Origin of the sequence: Vibrio plantisponsor (assembly GCF_013041605.1) — a bacterium.
Taxonomy (GTDB): domain Bacteria; phylum Pseudomonadota; class Gammaproteobacteria; order Enterobacterales; family Vibrionaceae; genus Vibrio; species Vibrio plantisponsor.
Genome location: NZ_JABEQC010000003.1, coordinates 34,189 through 45,743 on the forward strand (window position 1 = coordinate 34,189; position 11,555 = coordinate 45,743).

An 11,555-nucleotide genomic window follows, 5' to 3' on the forward strand; every position below is an offset into this window, starting at 1 on the left:
GAAAAAACGGCTGGCAAACAAGTTATTCTTGCCAGTCTTTTCGCATCCGCTCGATGACTTCATCATCAACACCGTGGATATTGCCGTAGCGCTCTCGGCACACAATGATATTCAGCTTAGCTTTATGTTTTCTGGCTAACTTTTTATACACGGACATCTCCCACTGCTTAACAAAGGTGTTTGATACCACCACGCTTTTGCCCTGTTGAAGCCAGTAGTCTGTCTGTTGTTGACACCATTGATGGGCATCCCCTATTTCTTCAGCACGATATTGATACTCTCCCTGCTCGTTCACAAAGTACATATCCGCTTCTAAATGAACGGCTGGTATTGTTTTTGCCAGCGTTGATTTACCAGAACCAGGTAAACCTCGGATAAGAGTGAGAGTCAGCATGTTGAACCCGTTAATAAGATATAAAATTATGAAATAACCGCGTTGGGCGTGAATATTAACTTAATTTAAGGTTGTCTGCATTTTGCTATCGACATCTGTAAATAGTTAGGCTATAAGTCTAGATGTTTAGACGTCCAAAATGTTAGCTAAGGGAGAAAGCTGTGCCAATTAGGATCCCCGATCAACTGCCTGCAAGTGATGTATTACGTAAAGAGAACATCTTCGTAATGCCAGAATCTCGTGCGTCAACGCAGGAAATACGCCCACTTAAAATTTTGATCTTGAATCTGATGCCGAAAAAGATTGAGACCGAGACTCAATTTTTACGTCTACTCTCCAATTCACCTTTGCAATTGGATATTGAACTGTTACGCATTGATGATCGCCCAAGCAAAAACACACCGGAAGAACACCTTAATGCTTTCTATCGTCAGTTTGACAAAATTAAGGATCGTAACTTTGATGGCCTGATCATCACCGGAGCCCCACTGGGCTTAGTTCAGTTTGAAGACGTGGCTTACTGGGATCATTTACAGACCATTATGACTTGGGCAAAAAGCCATGTTACTTCAACACTTTATGTATGTTGGGCTGCTCAAGCTGGCTTGAAGCTGCTGTATAACTTGCCAAAGAGAACACGTAAGGAAAAACTCTCTGGAGTTTACCATCACGACATTCATCAGCCATTCCACCCAATCTTGCGTGGTTTTGATGATACCTTTTTGGCTCCTCATTCTCGTTATGCAGATTTTGAAGCCGACTTTTTAGATCAACATACCGACTTAGATATTCTCGCGACTTCTGACGTTGCGGGCGTGTACTTAGCATCAACGAAAGACAAGCGTAACGTGTTCGTTACCGGTCACCCTGAGTATGATGCCAATACACTGCACAATGAGTATATTCGCGATTTGGGTGAAGGTATGGAGCCAATGATTCCTGTGAACTACTACCCGAATGACAATCCGGATAATCAGCCGAGAGCAAGTTGGCGAAGTCATGGACACCTGCTGTTCGCGAATTGGCTTAACTATTGTGTTTACCAACAAACACCGTTTGATCTGGAACACTTTAGCGAAGACAAGTTCACAAAAGACGACTAGTCGAAGAGCAAAGCTGTATTTCGACACCCACTTCTAAGCCCGCTATCACTAGCGGGCTTTTTTATTCACTCCATTGAATATGCAGAACCTGTCGCATAACTTTTCACCACAACTTCGATAATTCATTGATTTCATTATCATACCTGCAACATTTAAGGAGTAAGTCAATGAAATCAATACTCAGCATTCTACTGCCATTTGTCCTATGGGGCTGCATGATGGTCGAACAACAAGACAGCCTCCAGCACCACAGTGACCCGATTGAAAAAGCAGAATCTAGAATCACATTAGGTTTGGGATATCTGGAAAATGGCAACATGCCCAAAGCACGAGAAAACCTTGAAAAGGCGTTAGAACACGCGCCGAAATACTACAGAGCCATGCTTGCGATTGCCCATTATTACGATGTCGTCGGCGAAAAAGATAAAGCACTTGAAGCCTACGATGATGCGCTGAGCGAGCATGACGACAACGGCCAAGTACTCAACAACTATGGCGCTTTCCTGTGCAAAATTGGCGATTACCGACAAGCTGATTACTATTTCAATCAAGCCGTAAAACAACCCAACTATTACTTAGTGGCGGAAAGCTATGAGAATGCCGGTTTGTGTGCAACGAAATATGGCAACTTGAGCAAAGCAAAAAAGTACTTTAGCCGCGCCATAGATCATGACCCGCAACGATTTCGCTCAATCTTACAACTTTCAAAGTTAGAAATAGATTCAGGAGAGTTTTCTCAAGCGCGAGTGAGGCTTATGCAGTTTCATCAAAACCATGGTTATCAAAAAGCATCACTGCACTTGTTGGCAAATTTGGAACGGCGAGCCGGAAACAAGAGGTTGGAACAGAAGTATTTATCGTTGCTCAAACAACTGTAGACTCATTGTCATTTAGCGTTTTTCGGGCGGCCATTATTGCCGCCTTTTCTATCGCGATAATGCACTCGGCGCATACGGCGTACTTTTTTCGCTCTCTGGATTTTTTGATATTCGCGATAAAGAATGCGGATAAATAAAACCAATCCAACAAGTAACAATAGTGAAAATACACTCAAGAAAGGCTTACATAACCAATCCGGTTGGCAAGGTTGAAAGAACACAAAGTCCATACTTACCTCCTTCTCTATAGAGTTATTCCACTACTGTTATATTAGCAACTACCTTTAATCCACAGCTTGCGCTGTTCAGCATTTTGAAAAGTCCATGCAATAAAACGACTTATCTTTTGCCCTTGTTGCATCTCTACTACTTTTATCGACTCGGCGCCAACTTTCTGAAGTTGTTTTTTCATCCAACGAACATTATCACTTTTTGAAATCAAGGTTGTGAACCACAAGACCTGCTGACCGAACTGCTGGCTTTCAAACGCCATGTTCTTGATAAATTCAGCTTCGCCTCCGGGGCACCAAAGCTCTGCTTTCTGTCCACCAAAGTTGAGAGTCGGCTTTTCATCTTGCTTTGCAAGCAGCGGCTGACTTGTTAAACCTTTCTTCTTTTTGTTCGCCTGAAGGTTTTTCAGCTTTCGCTGAGTCCCCTGTTCTGCTTCGGCAAGAGATGCATGAAACGGCGGATTACAGGTCGTCACATGGTATTTTTCATTTGGCTGAATAATGCCAGCAAATATCGATTTACTGTCAGTCTGTAAACGACACTCTATTCGACCTTTCAGGTTATCGTTGTACTGAGCAATGTTATTAGCTTGCTTCACTGACACAGGGTCAACATCACTACCTACATAGCTCCAACCGTATTCTGTGACACCAATGATCGGATAAATGCAGTTTGCACCGACTCCTATATCAAGTGCACGAACGCCACTTTGTTTTAGCGACGAATTCTCTGATTGCAGCAAATCAGCAACGCGGTGGATATAGTCTGCACGTCCCGGAATTGGCGGACACAAGTAACCCTGCGGAATATCCCAGAACGTGACACCGTAATGTAATGCAAGCAACGCTTTGTTGAGTAACTTAACGGCTGTTGGGTCTGAAAAGGAAATACTCCAATCCCCTTTAGGGTTTTTAATCAGGTGGGGTTTTAATTCCGGTAACACTTTGCACAACGCCATAAAATCATAATTGCCTTTGTGGCGATTTCTGCTGTGTAACCCCTCTTTACCCTTAGTCGCTGGGTTTGATTTAACTGCTGGTTTTGCCGCTCCACTAGATTTCGGTTGTGCTAGTGGTTTGGACTTTGAAGCCTTAGATGCAGAATACGGTTTCTTACTGCTCACCTTTTTTTCGTTAGCAGCTTTCTCTTTCACTGTATTTTTACTGCGTGTTTTTCCGCGGGTCTTGCCCGCAGGAGCTCGACTGTTCATCCGTTACCTCGGCTTAATTCTAAAACCATCATGTAAATGCGTGCATCCAGTTCATATTGGTGATAATTCGGTTCCATATGACAACAAAGTTGATAGAAGGATTTGTTGTGATCTTTTTCTCTCAGATGCGCAAGCTCGTGAACAACCAGCATTCTTAATAAAGGTTCAGGCGCGTTTTTAAACATACTGGCAATACGTATTTCATTTTTTGATTTGATCTTATTGCCATGGACTTTTGATACGTATGTGTGAAGGCCCAGAGCATTATTGATTAGGTGTATTTTGCTGTCGTAAACCACCTTGCTCAGCGGCGCAGTTTTCTTCATATACTGGTTCTTAATCGCCATCGTATATTCAAACAGTGCTTTCTCACTTTGAATAGAATGACGTTCAGGGTAACGCTGCTCGAACCAAGGAATGAGTTTATCGTTATCAACCAACTTTTGGACTGACTCGACAATATGAGCAGGATAGCCTTGAATGTATCTGAGTACTGAATTCATACGTATTTTTGAAAGCCTTAAAATGAAGCCGCACAGTGTAGCGGAAAGTCGATAATGATTCACGTATTAGGCTTTGGCAAATGCAGAGATAGGTTTGCATCATTATCTGTGTATCGGTAAACTTTGCCGCTTTTCTACGCCACCTTAACTTAGCCACATTACGAGCAGAGCGAATACCATGAAGCGAGTTGTTTTATACGTTAAAGACAAGTGCCCACATTGCAAAGACGCACAACGATACCTTGATTCTAAAGGGATAAAATACCGCTTATGTAACGCAAAAATGGAACGTGGGCGCAAAGAACTCGACGCTATGGGAGCTCGTAGTGTGCCTGTGCTGAAAATTGGCGATCGGGTAATGATTGGCTGGAACCCGAGTAATTTCGACCGCATGTATGGAAAAGGCTAACAACTACCACACCTAATGGCCTAAACGTATTTTTTCACGAACTCTATAAAGGTTCTGTCCGCATTCGACAAGTAACCTTCTTTTCTCCAAGCCAGTGCCAAATCTAAATAGACGGGCGGATTAAAAGGTATCGCCCGAATTTCTGATTCGTGGTCAGTCACCAACTCTAGTAATGCGGTAATCGCGTACTCATGTTTCACAATGCTAAGAATCATGGGCAATAAGTTGGTTTCAAACGATATATTGGCTGTTAACTTGTGTTCTTTACATGTGTTGTCGATGAAGTCACGGTGGAAATAGCCCGGCTTAAACATCACCAGTTCATGGTCAAAAAATTCTTTAAATTCAATTTCTTTCTTCTCGGCAAGCTCGTGTTCTTTACCCACCACAGCAACCATTTGAGAAGACAAAAGAGGGTCAACTTCAAGATCTGGCGGAAGATCGTGATTGAGGATAACGCCAATGTCGAGTTCACCATTGAGCAGCATTTTGCGAATCGACTGAGTACCCGCTTCCACCATAGTCATCTTTAAGTTGGGAAAGTAACTCTTAAACGCCATGATGATTTCAGGAAAGAAGTACGAGCCCATCATACTGGGTGTGCCAAGCCGAACTTCACCTTTCACTAAACCTTTTAGCTCATCTACCGCCAGTTGCGCGTCTTCCAATTGTCGTAATATCCGTAACGCGTGTTCAAGCAGCACTTCACCTTCATGAGTAAGGCTGACCTTTCTTTCATCACGCCTAAATAAAGTGACGCCCAATTGTTGTTCAAACTTCTTAATCGCAATACTTAAGGCCGGTTGAGCAATGTGCAAAGCACTTGCAGCATGCGTGAAGCTTTGATGCTGTGCGACTTCGACGAAATATTTAAGGTGACGAGTTTCCATAATATCAGTGAGTAGTTATCTATAAATTATTTATATCGCGATTATAGTTTTAATATATTTTATTAATTTCTTTTTCACTGATAATTTGTGATCGTCTTCCAGTTTTACTCACCTAATGGTTTGTTGAGAGCACTATGATCGAATTACAAAGTCCGCAGTACAAGAAAGTTACTTTTGCTCTCGCATTTGGCTCATTCCTCGTATTCTGCAATCTCTATCTGTTTCAACCCATGCTTCCTTATATGGCTAAGCACTTTGCGGTATCTGAAACGCAGATCAACTGGCTGTTTGCTGCTTCCACGTTCGCACTTTCCGTCTGTTTAGTGCCTTGGGCTATTACCTCAGAAGCGATAGGACGTCGAAGAGTCATGCTGCTCGGTTTATTCGCAATGCCTCTTATCAGCCTAGTGATGTTAATCAGCGGCGAATTTTGGGTGATGGTTGCAGCGAGAGCACTGCTTGGCGTCGCATTGGCGGCCTTTGCCTCTGTCGCAGTTGCCTATATGGTGGAAGAACTTTCACCTCAAGCATTTAGCAAAGCTATTGGAGGGTATATTGCGGCGAATTCATTAGGTGGGATCAGCGGACGTATATTCGGTGGTTTGCTGACCGATGCTTTGGGCTGGCAACAAGCCCTTATTATTGCAGCTATCTTTACTTTGCTGGGAGCGGTTTTGGTTTTAATTCTGTTGCCTGTTCAGCAGAATTTCAAACCACAGCGCGGCCTTTTCTTCCACCACAATCGAGCGTTGGTAAAACACCTCTCAAACAAAATACTTTGGTTTGCGATGCTCATTGGTGGTGCTAACTTCGCTTTGTTCGTCAATCTTTATTCGGTTATGGGTTTCAGACTGGTGAGTGAACCTTATAACCTACCTATTGGTTTAGCATCACTGATCTTCGTTTGTTACTTGGCTGGTACCTTGAGCTCGAAATTAACGTCCAACTGGAGCAGACGCTTCTCTCCGATTTCAGGTATGGTCGCTGGCGGTTTTATCAGTCTTAGCGGCATGATCGTGGCGATTATCGATTCAATTCCTATGATGCTTATTGGCTTGATGTTGATTAGCTTTGGGGCGTTCTTCACTCATACACTGGCTTATGCTTGGGTAAGTCAAAAAGCGACCGAAGCAAAAGCGACAGCAACCGCTTTATATCTTTCTCATTATTATATCGGTGGTAGTTTGGGTGGCTTCTACTTACTCTATTTTTGGCAACACGGTGGATGGACTATGGTTGCCGCAGCAGGCTTGGTTATCTATGCTTTGATGTTTGCCTTATGTTGGAAACTAAGCCAGACAGTACGCACCCCAATAACGGGGCAATCAGTGGTGCTCAATTCAACCCACTAAACTGTGTTATGCTTGCGGCAAATAATAGCACCGACACAGAAATATGAGCTCAGCAACTGATAATCAAGCCATCACTCAACAAGTTAACCAATGGTTGAATGACGTGGTAATAGGGCTAAACCTCTGCCCTTTTGCCGCCAAACCACAACGCAACAAGCAAATTAAAATTTTCGTCAGTGAAGCGGCTAGCGAAGAGAACTTGCTGCAAGATATCCTAGACCAGTTACTAGAATTAGATACCAAAGAGCCCAGCAAGCTTGAAACCACTCTCGTTGTGGTTCCGAATATGCTAAGTGACTTTGTTGATTACAATTTTTTCATTGATTGGGTTGAAGCACTGATCAAGCAGCAAGATTGGGAAGGTGTTTTCCAAGTTGCCACTTTCCATCCTGATTACTATTTCGCAGGAACCGATCCTGAAGACGCTGAGAACCTGACTAACCGTTCGCCATACCCAATCTTTCACCTTATTCGTGAAGAAAGCATGGAAAAGGTTCTCAAGCACTACCCAAATCCAGAAGATATTCCGGATATCAATATTGAGCGAGTAAGTAACCTCAGCCCCGAAGAAAGAAAGAAGCTGTTTCCTTATTTGTTTTGATTATTTAATTGATAGATGTGAAAAGACCGGAGATAACTCCGGTCTTTTTGTTTAACTAAAGGACTAATCCACTTTGAGAGTATACTCTTGATTGTTAAACAGAACAGATACGATATCACCCGACACAATGTGTGAGTCCGCACCGAAACTGCCTGCTGAGTGGTCAGCAACACTGATGGTCGCGGAACCATCTCCATTAGCGGTAATGGATAATGAAGAACTTTCTGAGTCTAGATAGGCTTGGATTGCATCATGATCACTAGAGCTATCAATATTAAGAAGTTCTGAAATATCAACAATATCTTCTTGGACGTTAAAGTCCATAATCGTATCTGAGCTATTTGAACCTTCTATAACAAATACATCGCTACCAGATCCACCTGTTAGTTGGTCATGCCCGCTGCCGCCAATGAGAACATCAGCACCCTCATCACCAAAGAGCTTGTCATCACCGTCACCACCAACAAGAATGTCTTTGCCCAAACCACCATAGAGGTAATCTTGGCCTTGCCCACCATCTAGATAATCACGACCTGACTCTCCCGACAATAAATCATCACCTTGCTGACCATATAGCTTGTCATCACCAGATCCGCCTGACAGTGAATCCTGACCTGAGCCGCCATCTAAGATGTCCTTGCCACTGCCTCCGATCAAGTGATCATCACCTTCTCCGCCTTCCAGCCAATCATCACCATCACCACCAGACAAATGGTCTTGAGCACCTAAACCTTGAATATGATCATTAGCTGCGGTACCCACTAGATGATTGTTGTTGCTTGTACCTACTAAGTTAACGTAATCGGTAACTTCTACGTTGTGGCTTGAATAAGTTGGATACGCCTCACTACCGAGTAGTTCATAACCAGAACCATCATTTAGGGAAACCTCCAGGACATACGCGCCGCCTTGGTCCCAATAGATAACTTCAATTTGGTGAATACCATTTTCATCGACACTAAAAGTAAATTCTTCAGACCTCACAGACGTGTTCGAATCAAAAGAGGCAACAGTACGCCCATCAATAATGATTCGATAGCCGTCATCTGCATTTACTTTTATTGAATATGTTCCCGCATCTAGCGCGACACCACCAATAAGGCGAACCACAGCATCATTTGAATCTGTCTTGTTCTTAAACTCCACTGATTGAGCATCATCACCCAACCATGATTCTAGATTCGTGGACTCGTTTCTCCAATCGTAATCGCCAAGATCATCCCAGTCCTGCCCAATGTAACTGATTTCAGAAGAAGTAAACGTAGCGTTAGCGTTCTGATGTTCGGTTACGTAGACAGCTTGAGCAATAGTGCCAAGTTGATAACCTACGTTATAGAACTCACCTTTTAATCCAGATGTGAAATCGTTGTCTGTTCCGGTATTTGGTGAAGTAGACGATACGATATCTCCATCTGCATCAACGACATCATAGGTTATCTCAACGGAATCACCCTTTGCCAGTTCAGCAAACTGTCTATAAGACCACTCACCTGTGCTCGAATTAAGTTCTATTTCAAAAACCTTATCGCCATGGATATCTACCCAGACTTGAGTTTTTACCCCATCCACAACATCAGTAGACCCTAGGGTTACAGGTAAACCATCCGCCGTTTTAATATTTGTATCGGCTACACCTGTTAACGTAATTACACCTGCGCCATCGGCACCAAAATCAGCGGTAATAGTTCCTTCATCGGTCGCAATTACAGGATCGACAATTACACTTTCAAACGACACAGATTTAATTGAGTAATCACTGTTGTCTGAACACCAACCATTACCGTTTGTTACCGCTTCAAATCGTACTTCATCGAAACCAGATGCAACATTAAAGCTAGCCGAATAATTGCCATTACTATGAGTGGCAATCAGGTCTTCTTCCTGTACAACTTTGCCATCTAACAAGAAGATGATCTTACCTTTCTCACCCTCATTGGAGTAGAACTCAGCCAAACTCACTTGCATTCCATAGGCGACTTTATCACCTAACTCCATGACTATCTTTTCCGAATTACCATACTGATAATCGATTTCACCATCAGTTCTGTCGTTAACCGGTCCAAAGAATGATGACGATTTGACGCCCATACCACTATTATTGGAGAAGGTTAACTCTTCATGATGAGTTCCAAGCAAGCCGACTGCATATACAAAGACTGAGTTCCCTGAGTTTGTATCAATAAAGGTGTACGCATTATTGTTGTGACAGCCGGAATCATTTGGTCGTTGAGTAAAGTTGAAGTCTCCCAACGAAATCGTTGTTGTTTCGTTATGTTCAACAGCATCGACGACGATATTTATTGGAACCTCTGGAGAATCGTCTTCTACAGTCACTGTAATAGAATCTTTGACAGTATTTGTGCCATCAGAGACTTCTACACCAACATCAAAAGACAACGTATCTTCTGCTGTTTTATCTGCGTGATCTAATGAACCCAACAAAGTGACAGTGTAGCTGTATGAACTAAGGTTCGAAGAATCCTGAGATAGGCTGATTACCAGTATGGTTTCATTACCAGCTTTACCGACTAGATTTCCATTTTCAGTTGACCATTCAATGGCGACATTGTTGGAGTATAAAGCCACATCTGGAGCAGTGAGAGAGACCGACAGATCGTCACTATCTGTGTCAACATCACTTACAGAAAATGTACCTTGAGCAATAGCATCATTAGTTGTGTCAGGAATGCCTTCAGAATCTGGGTTAGCATTAAGTTCCACCAATCCCTCTTCAGAAACAACTAGATTATCCGCCCCTGAAGAGAACGTAATTTCTGGAGCTTCATTAACCGTATCAATACCATTAATTGTTAGGGTCGCACTTGATGTGTCACCGTCACTATCTTTAACGTTATAAGTGAATACTTCGGACGAAGGGGTATTAGTATTGCTGTAAGTAACCGATATTTTTTCATCAACATAGTATTTATCATTACTATTTGCTGCTGATGATAATCCAAACACAACATAGCCAATGTCGCCGTTTGTAGACGTCACTGTAACTACGTGGTTTACAATCGAAATCGAGGCTTGTTCAGATATGTTCATGCCAGAAGTGTCATAGACAGCAATCTCTACTTCATCATCATTACCATTTCCATTGCTATTTAGTGTTGCACTTACAACACTGGCTGCGTTGTCTAATTTGATAACTAATGACTCATTACCATCAATTTGATTGCCCTTGTCATGAAAACTCGAAACGCCAAGTCCCGAACTTCCGTTATTTTCAACAGCTCCACTACGGATAATTGATTCATTAGTAGAAGCATATACAGAAATGTTGGTATTTGTAGTTACATCAGTGACAACTGTGGCTGGCAAGCTTTCAACAGCGGTGAATGTATAGCGACCCTCGCTATCTATCTCCAAGATCCCCGTAGCCGCATTGATGGTAAGCACACCCGAAACAGGCATCAGATAAGTTTCCCCACCATATGCAACAGACGTAACTGTTACAGCTAGGTCCGTATCATCTTGAAGATCATTGGTAATCACGTTGCCACTAACAGAGTTAGAATCTTTAGCTATTTCAGCAAAATCATCTTTGGCTGTAATTCCTGTATCAATCACATCAATCGTAACTGTTGTCCATGCTGAACTATCAGTTCCATCACCCGCTAAATAAGTAAAGCTATCTTGAATAGTGTCAGACGAACTGTGGTTTAGAACATTTGCGGTGTAGGTGTAAGTACCATTTGCTTGCATAACGACCGTACCGCCAAGAGCAGTAACAATCGTAAAACTACCGTCAGCATTAGCCGTAACAGAGCCTTCACCTTTTGAACCGTTCGCCAAACCAACAACAGAAAGTGAGTCACTTTCAGCATCTGTATCGTTTGTTAGTACACTTTTTGTTACTACGATTGTAGATCCTTCATTTACCGTTTCAGAGTCGGCTACAGCGATCGGAGCATCATTGGTCCCCGTCACGACGATCGTTAACGTGGTTTGCGCGCTCGCTTCGTGCTCGTCAGTCACCGT

11 protein-coding genes are annotated in these 11,555 nt (G+C 42.8%); 5 read left to right on the forward strand and 6 right to left on the reverse strand.

Going from position 1 to position 11,555, the window contains the following annotated elements:
* Positions 1-22: 22 nt before the first annotated feature.
* Positions 23-394 (reverse strand): ATP-binding protein, encoded by a 372-nt coding sequence (locus HKI82_RS05515; protein ID WP_171137407.1) that lies wholly within the window; start codon positions 392-394, stop codon positions 23-25.
* A 161-nt stretch (positions 395-555) separates the two neighbouring features.
* On the opposite strand from HKI82_RS05515, the gene metA reads away from it, so the two are divergent.
* Entirely contained in the window at positions 556-1,497 is a 942-nt protein-coding gene (metA, locus tag HKI82_RS05520) for a homoserine O-acetyltransferase MetA (protein WP_102942346.1), read from the forward strand.
* A gap of 167 nt (positions 1,498-1,664) precedes the next feature.
* On the forward strand, positions 1,665-2,375 hold the full coding sequence (gene pilW, locus HKI82_RS05525) for a type IV pilus biogenesis/stability protein PilW (protein WP_171137408.1): 711 nt from the start codon (positions 1,665-1,667) through the stop codon (positions 2,373-2,375).
* Between the two features lie 8 nt (positions 2,376-2,383).
* Here pilW and HKI82_RS05530 read toward each other — a convergent pair whose 3' ends face one another.
* From HKI82_RS05530 to HKI82_RS05540, 3 genes are read right to left on the reverse strand one after another with little or no spacing between them, the layout of a single operon-like run.
* Positions 2,384-2,605 carry a hypothetical protein gene (locus HKI82_RS05530; RefSeq protein ID WP_102942348.1) on the reverse strand — a complete coding sequence of 74 codons (222 nt, stop codon included), beginning with the start codon at positions 2,603-2,605 and terminating at the stop codon, positions 2,384-2,386.
* Between the two features lie 41 nt (positions 2,606-2,646).
* A complete protein-coding gene (gene rlmF / locus HKI82_RS05535) occupies positions 2,647-3,816 on the reverse strand; it encodes a 23S rRNA (adenine(1618)-N(6))-methyltransferase RlmF (protein WP_171137409.1) in 1,170 nt (389 codons plus the stop codon).
* Positions 3,813-4,319 carry a M48 metallopeptidase family protein gene (locus tag HKI82_RS05540; RefSeq protein ID WP_042488710.1) on the reverse strand — a complete coding sequence of 169 codons (507 nt, stop codon included), beginning with the start codon at positions 4,317-4,319 and terminating at the stop codon, positions 3,813-3,815. Before HKI82_RS05540 ends, rlmF begins: the two co-directional genes overlap by 4 nt.
* 178 nt (positions 4,320-4,497) lie before the next feature.
* Here HKI82_RS05540 and HKI82_RS05545 point away from each other — a divergent pair, with 178 nt between their 5' ends.
* On the forward strand, positions 4,498-4,728 hold the full coding sequence (locus HKI82_RS05545) for a glutaredoxin family protein (RefSeq protein WP_102955196.1): 231 nt from the start codon (positions 4,498-4,500) through the stop codon (positions 4,726-4,728).
* Positions 4,729-4,748: 20 nt separating this feature from the next.
* Here the strand turns inward: HKI82_RS05545 and HKI82_RS05550 are convergent, their stop codons facing one another.
* Positions 4,749-5,618: a LysR family transcriptional regulator gene (locus HKI82_RS05550; RefSeq protein ID WP_102942350.1), complete on the reverse strand. Its 870-nt coding sequence runs from the start codon at positions 5,616-5,618 to the stop codon at positions 4,749-4,751.
* A 134-nt stretch (positions 5,619-5,752) separates the two neighbouring features.
* Between HKI82_RS05550 and HKI82_RS05555 the strand changes: the two genes are divergently transcribed.
* Both HKI82_RS05555 and HKI82_RS05560 read left to right on the forward strand, forming a co-directional pair.
* Positions 5,753-6,970, forward strand: coding sequence for an MFS transporter (locus HKI82_RS05555; protein WP_171137410.1), 1,218 nt, complete (start codon positions 5,753-5,755; stop codon positions 6,968-6,970).
* 43 nt (positions 6,971-7,013) lie between these two features.
* A complete protein-coding gene (locus tag HKI82_RS05560; protein WP_171137411.1) occupies positions 7,014-7,571 on the forward strand; it encodes a DUF1415 domain-containing protein in 558 nt (185 codons plus the stop codon).
* A gap of 63 nt (positions 7,572-7,634) precedes the next feature.
* Here HKI82_RS05560 and HKI82_RS05565 read toward each other — a convergent pair.
* Positions 7,635-11,555: Ig-like domain-containing protein (locus HKI82_RS05565; protein ID WP_171137412.1), on the reverse strand; the 3,921-nt coding region annotated here is incomplete at its 5' end.

What these genes read in the sequence shown, in the direction of transcription:
- pilW (WP_171137408.1), top strand. Translation starts at nt 1,665, where the DNA reads ATGAAATCAATACTCAGCATTCTACTGCCATTTGTCCTATGGGGCTGC.
- HKI82_RS05545 (WP_102955196.1), top strand. Translation starts at nt 4,498, where the DNA reads ATGAAGCGAGTTGTTTTATACGTTAAAGACAAGTGCCCACATTGCAAA.
- HKI82_RS05540 (WP_042488710.1), bottom strand. Translation starts at nt 4,319, where the DNA reads ATGAATTCAGTACTCAGATACATTCAAGGCTATCCTGCTCATATTGTC.
- HKI82_RS05560 (WP_171137411.1), top strand. Translation starts at nt 7,014, where the DNA reads ATGAGCTCAGCAACTGATAATCAAGCCATCACTCAACAAGTTAACCAA.
- HKI82_RS05555 (WP_171137410.1), top strand. Translation starts at nt 5,753, where the DNA reads ATGATCGAATTACAAAGTCCGCAGTACAAGAAAGTTACTTTTGCTCTC.
- HKI82_RS05515 (WP_171137407.1), bottom strand. Translation starts at nt 394, where the DNA reads ATGCTGACTCTCACTCTTATCCGAGGTTTACCTGGTTCTGGTAAATCA.
- rlmF (WP_171137409.1), bottom strand. Translation starts at nt 3,816, where the DNA reads ATGAACAGTCGAGCTCCTGCGGGCAAGACCCGCGGAAAAACACGCAGT.
- HKI82_RS05550 (WP_102942350.1), bottom strand. Translation starts at nt 5,618, where the DNA reads ATGGAAACTCGTCACCTTAAATATTTCGTCGAAGTCGCACAGCATCAA.
- HKI82_RS05530 (WP_102942348.1), bottom strand. Translation starts at nt 2,605, where the DNA reads ATGGACTTTGTGTTCTTTCAACCTTGCCAACCGGATTGGTTATGTAAG.